Consider the following 15,566-nt stretch of genomic DNA (forward strand, 5'->3'; position numbering starts at 1 on the left):
GGACTGTCAGGCGATATTGCATTGACTGATACACCGCTTTCGCGAGCAAGCCCGCTCCCACAGGGGTGTTGTGTAATGTTTGCCCGCCTTACTTATCTCCCCCCGTCACCCGCACCGCCGTCTCGATCGCCCGCACGCTGATGGCCGCAAAGATCGCCGTCAGCAGCACGCCATTGAACCCAAGCAATATCGCCAATACCCGCGACAGCGGCAGTTTCGGTACCAGTTCGCCATAACCGATGGTCAAGCCGGTCACGAAGCCAAAATAGATGCCGTCAAACGCATCCCAGCCCTCCAGATAACCGATGATCAAGCCAACCGTCACGATGATGATCAGCATCGCGGAAAAGATCGGCCAGGCCAGTCGAAGGTAGAAGCCGACGGACTTGTAGAACTCTCGACGGATGTGCGACGTAGGGGCGTGCTTCATGTCATGGCTTCCTGAACGACCGGCGAATGGGCGCCCCATCAGCTTGGCACAAACTCTGGAATATGAAGGCGGACCAACGGCTCGGTGCGCGTGCAGAACAGCGATTAAGCTGCAATGGGTCCGGTTCTGGAGACGCCCATGTTCAAGCCCCCGATCACGCCACTGCTGCTCTTCGTGTTCATGGCCATCAGCGGGTCGTCGTGCCATGACACTCGGCAGGACGACCAGGCAAGCCCACCCGACACCGGAGGCAGTGGCAGGATTATCCCCGAACAACAACGCATGCCCTCGACGATGCCGCGCCCCAGGATGTAACGGCTACTCGATCTGTATCGGCCCCTTGGTCCCGGCAGCGCTGTCGGTCCAGTAATCCTCATTCAGCAGCCGCCGATCGCCCTGAATCGTGAAGGTGAGCTTGCCCTGGCGAAACTGCAGCGTGCCGTCGGTACGCTTGGCGTTGACTCGCTTGCCGTTGACCCAGACCTGCTCCTTGGCATCGATACGAATCGTGGCGACGGTCGCGCCGGCATCGCTTTTGGCGACCCACTGCCCGGCATAAGGCGTCTGCGTGTCTGCGCTATCGGCAGCAGGGTTGGTAAATCCGGCCTTGGCGTTGTCGGCCTTGCTCTTGTGGATATCGCAGCCCTGGGTCTCGCTGACCTGGGTGCAACCGGATTGCTCAAGTTGTTGGCGGTACTTGTCGCTGATGGCGTAGGCCGAGGGTTGCGCCGCGATGAAAATGGCCAGTGCCGGCAGGATGATTCGGTTCATGTTCCTCTCCTCTGGTCAGCGCCTTCCCGAGCGCCCGCAAGGTGCATGGATCACTCACTGTAGTCCGAATCCCGTACCCGGATGCACCGGCAATACCACCAACGCTTCCAACCCACCCTTCGACCGGTTGCGCAGCTTCAACTCCCCGCCATGCTCCAGCACAATCGCCCGCGCCGCCGACAACCCCAGGCCAACGCCCCCGGTGCTTTTGTTGCGCGAGCCTTCCAGGCGGAAGAACGGTGTGAACACTTGCTCAAGGCTGGACTCAGGAATCCCCGGCCCACGGTCCCGTATCTTGATCCGCACCTGCTCGGCATCGGCATGCAGTTCAACCGCCGGCTCAGAACCATACTTGATCGCGTTCTCCAGCAAGTTGGTCATCACCCGCTTGAGCCCTAGCGGCCGGCCGAAATACACCAGCCGCTGCGGCCCGCTGAAGGCAATCTCGACACCCTGATCCCGATAGTCATCCAGCAGGGTTTGCAGCAGTTCCGCCAGATCAAACTGGGTCGCCGGTTCCAGCCGGGCGTCGTCGCGAAAGAACTCCAGCGCCGCGTTGATCATCGCCTGCATTTCATCCACGTCACGAAACAGCCGTTGCTGTTGCTCGCTGTCTTCGATGAATTCACCGCGCAAGCGCATCCGCGTCAGGGGCGCGCGCAGGTCGTGGGAGATGGCGGCGAGCATTTGCGTGCGGTCGCGGATGAAGTGTTGCAGTTGGGCCTGCATGGCGTTGAAGGCGAGGATCGCCTGGCGGATTTCCTGGGGGCCGAGCGGTTCGATAGGCGGCGCTCGGAAGTCCATACCGAAGCGCCGGGCGCCTTCGGCGAAGCGTTGCAAGGGCGTGGCGAGGCGGCGGGTGGCGATCAGGGCGACCAGGCCGGTGGAGATCAGCACCAGCAGGATGACGATCAAGTAACGCGGCGCCTCATCGAGCCCCCAACTGCGCGAGGGCGCGGAGAACATCACCCATGAGCCGTCGGCCAGCTCGATCAAGAGCGCGTAATGGGCGTCGGACTTGTGTTCGGTCCAGTCCGCCGGTTCATAGGCTTCGATGCGCCGGTTCGGGGTTTTGAGCATGGGTTGCAGGATGGTCGAGCCGATGTCCGATTTCGCATCGTCCACCGTTGGCAGGTTGAGATCGTGCCGGTCAGGGTGCCAGGTGACGATGAAGCCGTTTTCGCCGGCGGCTTGCGCCAGTGAGTTGCGCAAAGTCGTCGGGGCGGCCTCGATGACGCGGGTGATGGCGGCGGCTTTTTCCAACAGGCCGATTTCAGTCAGTGGCGGGCGTGCCCAGACGCCGGCCAGCTGGATAAACAGGCCGTTGAGCGCCAGTGAAATGAGCATGGCCAGGATGATCGTCAGCGCGATCCAGCGCCCCACCGTGTCGCGGCGAACCCGCGCCAGCCAACTCATCGCCGGGTCACGCTGGGGGTGAACAGGTAGCCGCCATTGCGCACGGTACGGATCATCGCCGGGCGCTTGGTGTCGGATTCGAGTTTGCGCCGCAGGCGGCTGACCTGCACGTCGATGCTGCGATCGAAGGCGTCATGGCAATGCCCGCGCGCCAGGTCCAGCAATTGTTCGCGGGTGAGGATGCGCTGCGGGTGTTCGACGAAGACCAGCAGCAGGTCGAATTCGCCGGCCGACAGCGGAATCATCACGTTGTCCGGTGAGCGCAGTTCGCGGCGGGTGACATCCAGGTGCCAGTCGGCGAAGTCGATCAGCGGCCTTGGCCGTTCCTGCGCCAGCGGCCGGCGTTCGTCCACCCGGCGCAGCACGGCGCGCACCCTGGCCAGCAGCTCCCGGGCGTCGAAGGGTTTGGTCAGGTAATCGTCGGCACCCAATTCGAGGCCGACCACCCGGTCGCTGAGTTCGCCCATGGCCGTGAGCATGATCACCGGGATGGTATGGCGTATCCGCAGTTGCTGACAGAGGATCAGGCCGCTGTCGCCGGGCAGCATGACGTCGAGAATGATCAGGTCCGGCGGCTGGCGCTCGATGGCCGCCCACAGCGACGCGCCGTCGGTGGCGACCTCGACGCTGTAGCCGTGCTGCACGAAGAATTTTTTCAGGAGATCGAGGACTTCGAGGTCGTCATCGACGATTAAAAGGCTGTTCACCGAAGGTCACTTACGGGGCGAATGGAACCGTTATCTAAAACCATTCGTGACGGTCCGTCATATATTTCAATCCTGCAATAAAACGACAACGCTGCAATAAACCAGACATCTTTGCGCAAGGCTCGGGCCTCAGCATCACGGCGAATTCCTCCCGAGACTTGCGTCCATGTTGCCTTTGAAGTGTGCTCCCTGGCTGACCCGTCGTACCTCGATTGCCATGCTGGCCGCCGGATTGGCGGGTTGCAGCAGCCAGCCGCCGTCCGCCACCACCGTGACCTGCGCCGAAATCAGCTATTCGGTGGACGACCCGGCGGAACCGTTCAACCGAGGAGTCTTCGCATTCAATCGGGCGGTCGACGACTATGCCTTGGCACCGGTCGCTCGCGGCTATCGCTACACGCCGGATTTTTTCCAGACCGGTGTGCATAACTTCGTGGCGAACTTCGGCGAGCCCAAGGTCTTTATCAATGACCTGTTGCAGGGCAATCCGGGGCGTTCGGCCAACACCTTGGGGCGTTTCTTGTTCAACACCACCCTCGGTGTGGCTGGTTTGGTCGATGTCTCCGGCATGGCGGGCATTCCACGACACAACGCCGACTTCGGTCAGACCTTCGGCGTGTGGGGCATCGGCAACGGCCCGATCGTCGAGCTGCCGTTGCTCGGCACCTCCAACAGCCGCGACGCCGCCGGACGTGTGTTGAGTTTCATGGTCGATCCGTTCGGCGACAACAGCGACACCGTGGACACGCTGTCCACAATCAACACGGTCGGCGACGTTGTCGATGGCCGCGCGCAAGCCTTGCCGCTGACCGACAGCCTGCAAAAGCTCCCGGACTATTACAGCGCGTTGCGCAACGTAGTCGCCGAACGCCGCGCGGCTTTCGTGGCCGATGGCAAACAAGGCTCGGCGCAGATTTCCAATCCTCAATGCAAAGGAGCACCCGCCGATGGTTTCTGATGGCCTGATTTTGCAACAACGGGTCAGTCGGGACGACGCGGCCAACCTGCACTGCCGGGAAATCACCCTGCGCCTGTCAGCAGACTGTCGCCATCTGGTGCTCACCCGCTACACCGAGCACTACGGCCCGGCGGTGGTGAGGTGGATCGAGCGCAGTCATACGGTGTCGGTGAGTGAGCTGTTTCGCTGGTTGGTGGCCAACGGAGACACCGTCACGGAAAGTGGGGACCGTCACACACCGGGTTGATCTCGAAAAAGTGGAAACACAGTGCATCAGTAACGGCAACCAACTGCACAATTCCAAGTCATATCGGCAACGATTTACTTAAGCTAGCTGCGTTATCATCCCGCGCCTCTGCACTTTGAATCCTGAAACCCTGATGTCCAGTTCTTCGCCCTTGCCCGACACACATCAATCCCTGCCCCCAGTCCTGGCCGGCCCACTGCTGCGGCGTCTGGAACCCACACGCCTGGTGATGTGGCTGGTGGGCTCCCGGGCGCTGGAGTTGACGCTGCGTTTGCAGGGTGTGGGCGACATTCGCCTCGATGCCGGGCAAAGCACGGTCATTGCGGTGGGCACTCATGCATTTGTGCACCTGATCGATGTGGTGCTGGACACCGCCCTGCCCTGCGATGAGTTGATCGAGTACGACCTGCTGATCGACGGCGGAACCGGCATCGCCGACTGGGCGCCGCATCTGGTGTACGGCGATGCCCGTTCGCCAAACTTCGTCCTGCGCTCACGCATTGATCAATTGCTGCATGGTTCCTGCCGCAAGCCTCATCATCCCGCGACCGATGGTTTGCTCTGTGTCGATACGCTGTTGGCCCAGGAGCATGACGCCTGTGATCGCCCGGCGTTGCTGATGATGAGCGGCGATCAGGTCTATGCCGACGATGTTGCCGGGCCGACGCTGCGGGCGATTCATGCCTTGATCGAGCGCCTGGGCTTATACGGCGAGCATCTGGAAGGCGCCGTGGTCAGCGACAGCGCCAAACTCTACGAGCACCCTGCCAGTTACTATCACCGCGCGGATTTGTTACCGGCGCTGGAGAGCAACGAGACCCTGCGCGAGCGATTTTTCGGTGGCGCGCGCAAGCCGATTTTCACCAGCAGCAGCGCCGACAACCATCTGGTGACCTTCGCCGAAGTCATGGCCATGTACCTCTTGGTCTGGTCGCCGGTGCCCTGGACCCTGATTGCGCCACAACCACCAGTGCTGACGCCGCAAAGGCGCGAGCGTTATGCGTTGGAACAGACGCGCATCGAGGGCTTCAAGGCCGGGCTGGGCAACGTCGCCCGGGCACTGGCGCACTTGCCGACCCTGATGATATTCGACGATCACGATATTACCGATGACTGGAATCTTTCCGCGCAATGGGAGGAAACGGCCTACGGCCATCCGTTCTCCAAACGCATCATCGGTAACGCGCTGTTGGCTTACATGTTGTGCCAGGGTTGGGGCAACAACCCGGACGCCTTCAAGGGTGTGCTGGACAAGGCCCGCTCGTTGACCGCTACAGGGCACGACCAATACCTCGACAGCGACGTCCAGGACGCGTTGATCGATGAGCTGCTGAGGTTTCAGCGCTGGCATTACGTACTGCCGACCACCCCGGCCATGGTCGTACTCGATACCCGCACCCGGCGCTGGCGCAGCGAGATGAACCTCAAGCAACCGTCGGGCTTGCTGGACTGGGAAGCCCTGAGCGAATTGCAGCAGGAGTTGCTGGATCACCCGTCGGCGATCATCGTGTCACCGGCGCCGGTCTTTGGCGTGAAACTGATCGAAACCGTGCAACGGGTATTCAGCTGGTGCGGTTATCCGCTGCTGGTGGATGCGGAAAACTGGATGGCCCATCGCGGCGCGGCGCAGGTGATCCTGAATATTTTCCGACACTCGCGCACGCCGGGTAACTACGTGGTGCTGTCCGGCGATGTGCATTATTCCTTTGTCTACGAAGTGCTGATCCGACACCGCAAGGCCGGCCCGCGCATCTGGCAGATCACCAGCAGCGGCATCAAGAACGAATTCCCGCCGAGCCTGCTGGAATGGTTCGACCGCCTCAACCGCTGGCTCTACTCACCCCGCTCGCCACTCAACTGGCTGACCAAACGCCGACGCATGCGCATCGTGCCGCACATTCCTGAGCATGCTGAAGCAGGTGAACGGCTGTGGAACTCGGCGGGGATCGGGCAGGTGTTCTTTAATGAAAAAGGACAACCGCGGGATATCTTTCAGCACAACGCCAATGGGGCGCCGAAGACACGGATGGTGGCGCCGGAGCATGAGGACTGAAGGCCTGACCAATAATGTTGGTCATCCGCAATACCTGTGGGAGCGAGCCTGCTCGCGAATGCTGACTGTCAGTCCCTGCAGTGGTGTCTGGCATATCGCTTTCGCGAGCAAGCCCGCTCCCACATTTTTATCGGTGTCGCTCATGGACCTCACCCGAACCCTGATCATCGGCAATTCCGGTTCCGGCAAGAGTTGGCTGGCCCAACGGCTGTCCGAGCAACTGCAACTGCCCTGGACCGATCTCGATCACATCCACTGGCTATCCGACGAACACAGCATCGCCCGCCCCCGCGCCGAGGTGTTGGGCATGGCGCGGATAGCAGCCAGTGAAGAGCGCTGGGTGATCGAAGGCGTTTACGACTGGATCATCAGCGAGCTTCTGCCCCGGGCGACGGCGTTGATCTGGTTAAGTGTTGAAGATGAGGAGTGCGTCGCCAATATTCGCCAGCGCGAGGCGAAACGGGACGAGAACGACGAGTTGTTGATCGCCTTGCTGGACTGGGCCGGCAGCTATCGTGCGCGTGACGGGTCCGGTGGGTTTGCTGCGCATCAGCGGTTGTTCGACGGGTTTGGCGGTTTCAAACTTCAACTGATGTGCCGCAAGGACGCCACAGCATTCATCACACACCTGTAGGAGCGAGCTTGCTCGCGATGGACGCACGGGCTGTCTGATGCCCCGCGTAATCGTTAACGACCATCGCTGGCAAGCCAGCTCCCACAAAGGGTGCATTTCAAGCTGCTGAAATCGCCCGACTCACCCCTCTGACAATCATCTCCACCTCCCGCTCATCAATCGTCAGCGGCGGCAGCAACCTGATGGTCTGGCCCCGGGTCACGTTGATCAGCAGGCCGTGATCCCGGGCGGCGATCAGGGTCAGGTCGCGGATCGGCTGCTTGAGTTCGATGCCGATCATCAGGCCCTGGCCGCGGATCGCCAGGACGTTCGGGTGGTCGGCCAGTTCCATGCGCAATTTGCCGAGCAGCCGTTCGCCTTGTAGCCGGGCGTTCTCCCGCAATCCCTGTTCTTCGATGATGTCCAGCACGGTGCAAGCGACGCGACATGCCAGCGGATTGCCGCCGAACGTGCTGCCATGGCTGCCGGGGGTGAAGAGTTCGGCGGCTTTGCCACGGGCCAGGCAGGCGCCGATCGGGATGCCGTTGCCCAGGCCTTTGGCCAGGGTCATGACGTCGGGAACGATGCCTTCGTGCTGGCAGGCGAACCACTGGCCGGTTCGGCCGATGCCGGTCTGGATTTCATCGAGCATCAGCAACCAGCCGCGCCGGCTGCACAGTTCGCGCACGGCTTTGAGATAGCCGGGTGGCGCCAGTTGCACGCCGCTTTCGCCCTGGATCGGCTCCATCAGAATCGCCACGATGCGCGGACCGTGGGCTTGCTGGACCTTGTCCAGTGCCTTGAGGTCGCCGAACGGCACCTTGATGAAATCCCCCGGTAATTGGTTGAAACCCAGGCGTACGGCCGGGCCATCGCTGGCGGACAAAGTGCCCAAGGTCCGCCCGTGAAAGGCATTCTCCATGACCACCACCAGCGGTTGTTCGACGCCTTTGTGCCAGCCGTGCAGCCGCGCGATTTTCAGCGCCGTTTCGTTGGCTTCTGCACCGGAGTTGTTGAAAAACGCCCGGTCCATGCCGGCAAGTTTAGTGAGCCTGTGCGCCAGCCGCTGCTGCCAGTCGATGCTGTAGAGATTCGAGGTGTGCAGCAGCAACCCGGCCTGTTCGCTGATGGCCGCGACGATTTTCGGATGAGAGTGGCCAACGTTGGTCACCGCCACCCCGGCCACCGCATCCAGGTATTCACGACCCGCCCGGTCCCACAGGCGCGTGCCCAGGCCTTTATCGAAACTCAAGGCCAAGGGCTGGTAAGTACTCATCAGGCAGGCGGCGGTCATGACATCAGGCTCCATCAATTGTCGGTGTTTTTGCAGTATGGTTAGCCACCTGAACTGGATAAACTGCGTAAAACTTCGATCATTTAAAAGCTGAGCTTGATAATGGATTTGTTCCAGGCAATGACCGTTTACGTGAGGGTGGTGGAAGCCGGCAGCATGACCGCCGCCGCACAGCAGTGCGAAATGTCCACGACCATGGTCGGCAATCACCTCAAGGCGCTGGAGCAACGTCTGGGTGTGCGCCTGCTCAACCGTACGACGCGGCGCCAGCGCCTGACGGAATTCGGCAGTGCGTATTACCAGCGCTGCCTTGAAGTGCTCGGGTTGGTGGCGGACTCCGAACGCCTGGCGGAGCAAACTCTGGATGAACCGAGCGGCACTTTGCGCATCACCGCACCGCTGACCTTCGGCACCGAGCGCCTGGCACCGGCCTTGAGTGAGTTCAGCCTGCACAATCCACGGGTGAAGCTGGACGTGGTGCTGACCAATCGCCGCCCGGATCTGCTGGATCATGGTTTCGACGTGGCCTTCCGCCTGGGTGCACTCGAACCCTCCAACCTGATCGCCCGCCCGCTGATCGACTACACCCTGACCATGTGCGCTTCGAAGGACTATCTGGCGCGTCGCGGCACCCCGGAAAAACCTGAAGACCTGCAACACCACGATTGCCTGGCGTTCGCCTATCCGGCCGGCGATGACTGGCAATCGGTAGCACGACAATGGCGCCTCAATGGTCCGGATAGCGAAATCGTGGTGGCGGTCAGCGGTCCGATGGTGATCAACAGCTCGGCAGGCCTGCATCAGGCGGCGCGAACCGGGATGGGCATTGTGATGGTGCCCGATGCGTTGGTGGAGCGGGATCTCGAGGACGGCACACTGGTGCCCCTTTTGCAGCGCTATCAACTGCCGAGCCGACCGATGCACCTGGTCTACGCTCAGGATCGCTACCGTCTGCCGAAACTGCGTCGTTTCGTCGACTTCGCCATGGGGATGTGGGGCAAGCACTAGCCGGGTGAATGCGCCATGATCTAATCTCCGCGACGGGCAGGTCATTTTGATATCAGGCAGCAAGGAGAGCAGCGATGGGCGAGGCATCGAACATCGAACCAGTGAAGTTCAATGTGTCAGACATGAACGACAGCATGCTGCACGCCATCCTCGAATTGGTCAGCGACGGCATCTGGGACTGGGACGCCAACACTGGCTTCGTTTACCGCAACGCCCGCTGGTACGAAATGCTTGGCTATTCGCCTCATTCCCTGGACAACACTGTGTTGACCTGGGAGAACGTCATCCACCCCGAAGATTATCCCCGGGTCATGGCCCAGTTCGATGACCACCTGAGCGAGCGCAGCCCGGTTTATCAAGCCGAGTATCGCTGCCGGACACAGGATGGCGGCTACATCTGGATCGAAGACCGTGGCCACGTGCTGGCCCGCAATGCCGACGGTTCGGTGGCGCGCATGGTCGGCGCCCATCGAAGCATCGAAGACAAGCGGCGCCTGGTCGAAGAGCTGCAGCGGCGCAATCACTCCCTGGAAGCGATGATCGAAGAGCGCACCCGGGAACTGTCGCGGGTCAATCAGCAGCTGCAACTGCAGCTCGAAGAAAACCGAAAGCTGGCGCAAACCGACACGCTGACGGCCATCGCCAATCGCTATCGCCTGGAACAGTTGCTGCCCCAGGCCTGCGAGCGCGCCCAGCGTTTTCGCGAACCCCTGTCGCTGATCGCCATGGACATTGACGACTTCAAGAACATCAACGATCACTATGGCCATGCGCTGGGCGATGCGGCATTGGTGCAGGTGGTCGAAAACGTCAAACGCTTCGTGCGCGAAGGTGATCTGCTGGCCCGTTGGGGCGGCGACGAATTCATCATGGTCCTGGCCAACACCCCGCTGGCTGACGCCAGAACCTTGGCCGAAACCATCCGTCATGGTTTGTCGGACTTGATGCCCGTGGGGGACTTCCAGGTGACCATGAGTTTCGGCGTGGTCCAGCGCTTCGATGAAGAGCAGCAGACCGGCCTGATGGCCCGCGCCGACCAGGCCCTGTATCGGTCGAAGATCGCCGGCAAGAATGTGATCTCCGGATAACCCTCTCATCCATTGTTCCTAATGAAAGCGAGTCTTGAGTCTTGCCAATTCTTGTGGCGAGCGAGCTTGCTCGCGTTGGGCTGCGCAGCGGCCCCAAAAAATCAGGCAACCACCGCGATTTTTTGTGAGTGCTACGCACTCAAGCGGGAGCGAGCTCCCTCGCCACAGATACTTCGCTGACTCGAGCTCTGCTTAAGTAAACAGCCTCACTCCTGCATCCCTGTTTTCACCAACACCGGTTTCTCCTGATAGCGATCAGGGTACAGCTGCTTGAGCTGCGCCACCTTCGGCAGATCGTTGATCACGATGTAGGGATAGGTCGGGTGCTCGGTCAGAAAGTCCTGATGCTCTTCCTCTGCCGGGTAGAAACCGTTGTAGGTTTCCAGTTTGGTCACAATGGGTTTGTTGAACGAACGGGCAGCGTCGAGCTGGGCGATGTAGGCCTGTGCGACCCGTTGCTGCTCACTGCTTTTGGGAAAAATGGCCGAGCGATACTGGGTACCGGTGTCCGGTCCCTGACGGTTGAGTTCGGTCGGGTTATGCGCCACCGAAAAGTAGATTTGCAGCAAAGTGCCGTAGCTGACCTGACTCGGGTCGAACGTGACTTCCACGGACTCCGCATGACCGGTATCACCATTGCTGACACGCTCGTATCGAGCGGTGCCGGCTGCACCGCCGGCGTAACCGGATACGGCATTCTTAACGCCTTTGACATGCTGGAACACGCCTTGAACGCCCCAGAAGCAACCGCCGGCAAAGACTGCGGTTTCGCTATGGGCCTGAGTGACTTCATCGATGGTCGGCGGCGGGATAATGACCGCTTCCTCAGCACCGCCGAGAGAGAACGCCGAGCATTGGCCGATGACGCCGGCAGCGAGCAATCCCAACAGCGTACGACGCCAGGTGAGCAGGGTTTTCATGGGGCGGACTCCGGAATAATTGAAGGGGGGTATCAGCCGGGTGGCAATCAGGCCGCCCTGGGCTCGAATTTCATCGCAAGACCGTTCATGCAGTAACGCAACCCGGTCGGCTTCGGTCCGTCGTCGAAGACATGCCCCAGATGACCGCCACAGCGCCGGCAGTGCACTTCTTCGCGCACCATGCCGAAGGATCGGTCCTGACGGGTGGCCACGGCGTTGTCCAGCGGCGCCCAGAAACTCGGCCAGCCGGTATGGCTGTCGAATTTGGTCGCCGATGAAAACAACGGCAGGCCACAGCCTGCACAGACGAATGTGCCATCACGGTGCTCGTTGTTCAGCGGGCTGCTGTAGGCCCGCTCGGTGCCCTCTTCACGAAGGATTTCGTACTGCTCGTCGCTGAGGATGGCGCGCCATTCACTGTCGCTGTGAGTCACTTCGAACACCTCGGCCGCGTCGGCCTCGCTGATCAGCGCAGGGCTCGCGGCAAATTTTGGCAATACACCGATCGCCAGGGCTGCAACCCCCAGCCCGCCGCTCGCTAACAGAAATTGCCGTCGTGAAAACATGGTCGTCTCCAAACAATCCAGGGTCTGTTCATGGAACACAGCCTAGGCTTGGGTTGATCGCCAAATCCTCACGGGAAGTTAAACAATTCGTGATAACTCGGCGCCCGAAAAAAACGCACAATGCTGTGTAGGAGCGAGCTCGCTCGCGATGGATGCCGACGTTACGCGTTCAGCCAGCTAACACGCGTTATCGTTAACGACCATCGCGAGCAAGCTCGCTCCTACAGGTACAGGGTATCAATCGAAGGATGAGTGGATGGAACAGAACAAACGCGTCCTCGTGGTCGAGGACGACCTGCATATTGCCGACCTTATCTGCCTGCATCTGCGTGATGAGCAGTTCGAGGTGGTGCACTGCGCCGATGGCAATGAAGGCATGCGTCTGCTGCAGCAAGGAAGCTGGGATGCACTGATTCTCGATCTGATGCTACCGGGCGTCGATGGCCTGGAAATCTGCCGGCGCGCCCGCGCCATGGCCCGCTACACCCCGATCATCATCACCAGCGCCCGCTCCAGCGAAGTGCACCGGATCCTCGGCCTCGAACTCGGTGCCGACGACTACCTGGCCAAGCCGTTTTCCATGCTCGAACTGGTGGCCCGGGTCAAAGCGTTGTTGCGCCGGGTCGATGCCATGGCGCGCAACCTGAAGATGGACGCCGGCAGCCTGAACATCGATGGCCTGGCCATCGACCCGATCACCCGTGAAGTGTCACTCGACGGTCGGCGCCTGGACCTCACGCCACGGGAATTCGACCTGCTGTACTTCTTCGCGCGCCAGCCCGGCAAAGTGTTTTCGCGCATGGACCTGCTCAATGCCGTCTGGGGCTACAGCCACGAAGGCTATGAACACACCGTCAATACGCACATCAATCGCCTGCGCGCGAAAATCGAGGCCGATCCGGCACAACCGGTGCGCATCCTCACGGTCTGGGGCCGCGGCTACAAATTCGCCTCAAGCCAGGAGCCGCAACCATGAGGCTGACCCTCACACAACGCCTGTCGCTGGTGTTCGCCGTGCTGCTGCTGGTGTGCTGCGGCACTTCGGCATGGATGCAAGTGCGCTCCAACCAGATGCATGAACTGGAAGTGGTGCAAGGGTTGTCCCGGGATCTGGCGCAACACATCGCCCGCGATACGGTGCTGATGGACGCCCAGGGACTGATGCCCAATGCGGTGCGTGATCTGTTCAGCAAGCTGATGCTGGTCAACCCCAGTGTCGAGGTCTATCTGCTGGACACCGAGGGCAAGATCGTCGGCAGCGCCGCGCCCGAGGGTCGGATACGTCGGCAACAGATCGACCTGGCGCCGATCCAGCGCCTGCTCAGGGGCGACGCCCTGCCGATTCTCGGCGACGATCCGCGCAGCGGCGATGCGCGCAAGGTGTTCAGCGCCGCGCCGCTGAAGGTGGATGGCAAACCGGCCGGTTATCTGTATGTGGTGCTGTTGGGTGAAGACCATGACCGCATCGCCGAACGCGGTGCCACCAGCGCCGCACTCAACACCGCCCTGCTGTCCATCGGTCTGGTGGCGCTGCTGTGCCTGATTGCCGGTCTCACGGCGTTTGCCCTGATCACCCGGCCGTTGCGCCGCCTGACCGACACCGTCAGCCAGTTCGACATCGACGGCGTCCCGGTCGTGCCGCCGACAACTGTACCGGTGGAAAACGCCACCAGCCACGATGAAATCGCCATCCTCGACGCCACCTTCCGGCAGATGCAGGCGCGCCTCGGTGAACAGTGGCGCTCGCTGACCCGCCAGGATCAGGAACGCCGCGAGCTGGTGGCGAACATTTCCCATGACCTGCGCACGCCGCTGGCCTCGCTGCATGGCTATCTGGAAACCCTGTCGCTCAAGGACGCCACGCTGTCCCCCGCCGACCGTCGCCGTTACCTGGGCATCGCGCTGGATCAGAGCCGCAAGGTCGGCGGACTGGCGCAGTCGTTGCTGGAACTGGTGCGCCTGGAGCACGGTTTCGTGCAACCGGTGCTGGAGCGTTTTTCCCTGACCGATCTGGCCCAGGACATCTTCCAGAAGTTCGAACTCACCGCCGAGGCGCGACAGGTCGAGCTCAAGGCGACGTTCGCTCCCAATGTGTCGGCGGCCTGTGCCGACCTGGGGCTGATCGAGCGGGTGCTGACCAACCTGTTCGATAACGCCCTGCGTCATACCCCGCCAGGTGGAGAGGTGGAACTCGGCCTGCGGCCCCAAGGATCGTTCATCGAAGTGACCGTCAGCGACACCGGCCCGGGCATCGCTCCCGAACTGCGCGAAGGGTTGTTCCTGCGACCGTTCAACATTGGCGGCGCACGGCGTGATGGCGGGTTGGGGCTAAGAATTGTGCATCGCATCCTGCAATTGCATGGTCGTGAGATTCAGTTGGTCGATCTACCCGGACGCGGAGCGACCTTTCGTTTCTCACTGGCGGTGGATGAAGCGACTGCATCGGCATTGGCCATGCGTTCGATGAACCTCAACACTCCCGGGCAAGCCTGACAGACCGCCTTCGTCGGATCGCCGCCCGGAGCCGGCCCGCTCCCCCAGAGGTTATGTGTTGGACGCAAATATTTGTGGCATCCCGGATCAACTGTGGGAGCGAGCCTGCTCGCGAAGAGCCGGCAACTTCAACATCCATTTGCCCGCCTGCCTGTTCCTTCGTGACAACACCGCCCCGGTCCAATAGATTAGTCGGCCTGAAAAAGCCCCCGTGCTTTCTCGCCCCTATTCAAGTTAAAAGAAGTAGTGAAATTTCAATGTCCGATTCCAACACCGCTGAATCCGTAGTCACCTTGTCGTCCAAAGCGGAATACGAAAACTCCATCAATCTTTCACAACACGTGCCCCAGGCAAAAACCATCAGCGAGATGGTCCTGGATGCTTTCCAGTCCAGCCGCGAAAGCGACCAGATCCGCGAGCTGCGCGCCGCGATCCGCCAGGCACACGACAGCTTCGACGACGACAAAGCCTATGAATTGATGGGCCAGCTCAAGCAACTCAAGGATGCCGAAGCCGCTGACATTGCCGCTCTGGAAGACCTGAGCAGCAAGTTCCCGATCAGCCGCATTCTCTCCAGCTTCAAGGACGACCCGGCGTTTCAGGAAATCGTCTACGGTCTGGCGTTGAAGGTGCTGAACCAGACGCACCAGGCGATCAGCAATCCGAGCGGCGGCAAGAGCAAGGCTGCGCGGGCCAAGAAAGAAGCCGAAGTGTTCACCATCAGCAAGGACGGCATCAGCGTCACCCTGCCGCTGCGCACGCCGCGTTCACGTTTGAACGTTGACCGCGAAGCCCTGGAATTCCTAGGTTTCACTTTCGTCGGTGAAGGCGAAGAAGCCGAGCTGGAAAGCGAGACCTTCCTGGACAACACCGGCGCCGAACAAGCCGCCAACCGCAAGAACATCATCACCGCCCTGCAACAGCAGACCGCGTTCGATGGCTACAGCATCGCTGCGCAGTAACCTGTACCACCTGCATTTGTGGTGAGAGGATGCCTGCAAG

At 61.1% G+C, this 15,566-nt stretch carries 17 protein-coding genes; 10 read left to right on the forward strand and 7 right to left on the reverse strand.

Translation table 11 applies throughout. The features are described from left to right. Window positions 1-88: 88 nt before the first annotated feature. On the reverse strand, window positions 89-430 hold the full coding sequence (locus CKW21_RS09940) for a potassium channel family protein (protein ID WP_095193798.1): 342 nt from the start codon (window positions 428-430) through the stop codon (window positions 89-91). Between the two features lie 138 nt (window positions 431-568). Here CKW21_RS09940 and CKW21_RS31485 point away from each other — a divergent pair, with 138 nt between their 5' ends. After that, window positions 569-745 carry a hypothetical protein gene (locus CKW21_RS31485; protein ID WP_170948653.1) on the forward strand — a complete coding sequence of 59 codons (177 nt, stop codon included), beginning with the start codon at window positions 569-571 and terminating at the stop codon, window positions 743-745. A 3-nt stretch (window positions 746-748) separates the two neighbouring features. On the opposite strand, the gene CKW21_RS09945 is transcribed toward CKW21_RS31485, so the two are convergent. Genes CKW21_RS09945 through CKW21_RS09955 form a run of 3 tightly spaced genes read right to left on the reverse strand, consistent with a single transcriptional unit; the run spans window position 749 to window position 3,324 of the window. Further along, a complete protein-coding gene (locus tag CKW21_RS09945) occupies window positions 749-1,201 on the reverse strand; it encodes a hypothetical protein (protein ID WP_095193799.1) in 453 nt (150 codons plus the stop codon). Between the two features lie 54 nt (window positions 1,202-1,255). After that, window positions 1,256-2,617, reverse strand: coding sequence for an ATP-binding protein (locus CKW21_RS09950; RefSeq protein WP_095193800.1), 1,362 nt, complete (start codon window positions 2,615-2,617; stop codon window positions 1,256-1,258). Further along, complete coding sequence (locus CKW21_RS09955; RefSeq protein WP_095193801.1) at window positions 2,614-3,324, reverse strand: response regulator; 711 nt, start codon at window positions 3,322-3,324, stop codon at window positions 2,614-2,616. The genes CKW21_RS09950 and CKW21_RS09955 overlap by 4 nt, the downstream gene beginning before the upstream one ends. 166 nt (window positions 3,325-3,490) lie before the next feature. Here CKW21_RS09955 and CKW21_RS09960 point away from each other — a divergent pair, with 166 nt between their 5' ends. The 4 genes from CKW21_RS09960 to CKW21_RS09975 all read left to right on the forward strand — a co-directional run bounded on the left by CKW21_RS09960 (window position 3,491) and on the right by CKW21_RS09975 (window position 7,216). Continuing rightward, window positions 3,491-4,282 (forward strand): VacJ family lipoprotein, encoded by a 792-nt coding sequence (locus CKW21_RS09960; protein WP_095193802.1) that lies wholly within the window; start codon window positions 3,491-3,493, stop codon window positions 4,280-4,282. After that, entirely contained in the window at window positions 4,272-4,529 is a 258-nt protein-coding gene (locus CKW21_RS09965; RefSeq protein ID WP_095193803.1) for a hypothetical protein, read from the forward strand. Before CKW21_RS09960 ends, CKW21_RS09965 begins: the two co-directional genes overlap by 11 nt. Before the next feature lie 133 nt (window positions 4,530-4,662). Beyond that, complete coding sequence (locus tag CKW21_RS09970; protein ID WP_095193804.1) at window positions 4,663-6,582, forward strand: alkaline phosphatase D family protein; 1,920 nt, start codon at window positions 4,663-4,665, stop codon at window positions 6,580-6,582. Window positions 6,583-6,724: 142 nt separating this feature from the next. Next, window positions 6,725-7,216, forward strand: a complete 492-nt coding sequence (locus CKW21_RS09975; protein WP_095193805.1) for an adenylate kinase — start codon at window positions 6,725-6,727, stop codon at window positions 7,214-7,216. A 97-nt stretch (window positions 7,217-7,313) separates the two neighbouring features. On the opposite strand, the gene CKW21_RS09980 is transcribed toward CKW21_RS09975, so the two are convergent. Continuing rightward, window positions 7,314-8,489 (reverse strand): aspartate aminotransferase family protein, encoded by a 1,176-nt coding sequence (locus tag CKW21_RS09980; protein ID WP_095193806.1) that lies wholly within the window; start codon window positions 8,487-8,489, stop codon window positions 7,314-7,316. 102 nt (window positions 8,490-8,591) lie between these two features. Between CKW21_RS09980 and CKW21_RS09985 the strand changes: the two genes are divergently transcribed. Both CKW21_RS09985 and CKW21_RS09990 read left to right on the forward strand, forming a co-directional pair. After that, on the forward strand, window positions 8,592-9,497 hold the full coding sequence (locus tag CKW21_RS09985) for a LysR family transcriptional regulator (protein WP_095193807.1): 906 nt from the start codon (window positions 8,592-8,594) through the stop codon (window positions 9,495-9,497). 74 nt (window positions 9,498-9,571) lie between these two features. Further along, entirely contained in the window at window positions 9,572-10,585 is a 1,014-nt protein-coding gene (locus CKW21_RS09990; RefSeq protein WP_095193808.1) for a sensor domain-containing diguanylate cyclase, read from the forward strand. 206 nt (window positions 10,586-10,791) lie between these two features. Here the strand turns inward: CKW21_RS09990 and msrA are convergent, their stop codons facing one another. After that, on the reverse strand, window positions 10,792-11,505 hold the full coding sequence (msrA, locus tag CKW21_RS09995) for a peptide-methionine (S)-S-oxide reductase MsrA (protein ID WP_095193809.1): 714 nt from the start codon (window positions 11,503-11,505) through the stop codon (window positions 10,792-10,794). A gap of 47 nt (window positions 11,506-11,552) precedes the next feature. Beyond that, entirely contained in the window at window positions 11,553-12,071 is a 519-nt protein-coding gene (gene msrB, locus CKW21_RS10000; protein ID WP_095193810.1) for a peptide-methionine (R)-S-oxide reductase MsrB, read from the reverse strand. Between the two features lie 256 nt (window positions 12,072-12,327). On the opposite strand from msrB, the gene CKW21_RS10005 reads away from it, so the two are divergent. From CKW21_RS10005 to CKW21_RS10015, 3 genes are all read left to right on the forward strand, one after another. Continuing rightward, window positions 12,328-13,047 carry a response regulator transcription factor gene (locus CKW21_RS10005; RefSeq protein ID WP_095193811.1) on the forward strand — a complete coding sequence of 240 codons (720 nt, stop codon included), beginning with the start codon at window positions 12,328-12,330 and terminating at the stop codon, window positions 13,045-13,047. Continuing rightward, window positions 13,044-14,564: a HAMP domain-containing sensor histidine kinase gene (locus tag CKW21_RS10010; RefSeq protein ID WP_095193812.1), complete on the forward strand. Its 1,521-nt coding sequence runs from the start codon at window positions 13,044-13,046 to the stop codon at window positions 14,562-14,564. Before CKW21_RS10005 ends, CKW21_RS10010 begins: the two co-directional genes overlap by 4 nt. A 257-nt stretch (window positions 14,565-14,821) precedes the next feature. Further along, window positions 14,822-15,526 (forward strand): hypothetical protein, encoded by a 705-nt coding sequence (locus CKW21_RS10015; protein ID WP_095193813.1) that lies wholly within the window; start codon window positions 14,822-14,824, stop codon window positions 15,524-15,526. Window positions 15,527-15,566 lie beyond the last annotated feature (40 nt).

Source organism: Pseudomonas sp. Irchel 3A7 (assembly GCF_900187565.1).
Classification (GTDB): domain Bacteria; phylum Pseudomonadota; class Gammaproteobacteria; order Pseudomonadales; family Pseudomonadaceae; genus Aquipseudomonas.

Bases quoted from the DNA above. Each gene is read 5' to 3' on its own strand.
- CKW21_RS09940 (WP_095193798.1), bottom strand. From the start codon at position 430: ATGAAGCACGCCCCTACGTCGCACATCCGTCGAGAGTTCTACAAGTCC.
- CKW21_RS31485 (WP_170948653.1), top strand. From the start codon at position 569: ATGTTCAAGCCCCCGATCACGCCACTGCTGCTCTTCGTGTTCATGGCC.
- CKW21_RS09945 (WP_095193799.1), bottom strand. From the start codon at position 1,201: ATGAACCGAATCATCCTGCCGGCACTGGCCATTTTCATCGCGGCGCAA.
- CKW21_RS09950 (WP_095193800.1), bottom strand. From the start codon at position 2,617: ATGAGTTGGCTGGCGCGGGTTCGCCGCGACACGGTGGGGCGCTGGATC.
- CKW21_RS09960 (WP_095193802.1), top strand. From the start codon at position 3,491: ATGTTGCCTTTGAAGTGTGCTCCCTGGCTGACCCGTCGTACCTCGATT.
- CKW21_RS09965 (WP_095193803.1), top strand. From the start codon at position 4,272: ATGGTTTCTGATGGCCTGATTTTGCAACAACGGGTCAGTCGGGACGAC.
- CKW21_RS09970 (WP_095193804.1), top strand. From the start codon at position 4,663: ATGTCCAGTTCTTCGCCCTTGCCCGACACACATCAATCCCTGCCCCCA.
- CKW21_RS09975 (WP_095193805.1), top strand. From the start codon at position 6,725: ATGGACCTCACCCGAACCCTGATCATCGGCAATTCCGGTTCCGGCAAG.
- CKW21_RS09980 (WP_095193806.1), bottom strand. From the start codon at position 8,489: ATGACCGCCGCCTGCCTGATGAGTACTTACCAGCCCTTGGCCTTGAGT.
- CKW21_RS09985 (WP_095193807.1), top strand. From the start codon at position 8,592: ATGGATTTGTTCCAGGCAATGACCGTTTACGTGAGGGTGGTGGAAGCC.
- CKW21_RS09990 (WP_095193808.1), top strand. From the start codon at position 9,572: ATGGGCGAGGCATCGAACATCGAACCAGTGAAGTTCAATGTGTCAGAC.
- msrA (WP_095193809.1), bottom strand. From the start codon at position 11,505: ATGAAAACCCTGCTCACCTGGCGTCGTACGCTGTTGGGATTGCTCGCT.
- msrB (WP_095193810.1), bottom strand. From the start codon at position 12,071: ATGTTTTCACGACGGCAATTTCTGTTAGCGAGCGGCGGGCTGGGGGTT.
- CKW21_RS10005 (WP_095193811.1), top strand. From the start codon at position 12,328: ATGGAACAGAACAAACGCGTCCTCGTGGTCGAGGACGACCTGCATATT.
- CKW21_RS10010 (WP_095193812.1), top strand. From the start codon at position 13,044: ATGAGGCTGACCCTCACACAACGCCTGTCGCTGGTGTTCGCCGTGCTG.
- CKW21_RS10015 (WP_095193813.1), top strand. From the start codon at position 14,822: ATGTCCGATTCCAACACCGCTGAATCCGTAGTCACCTTGTCGTCCAAA.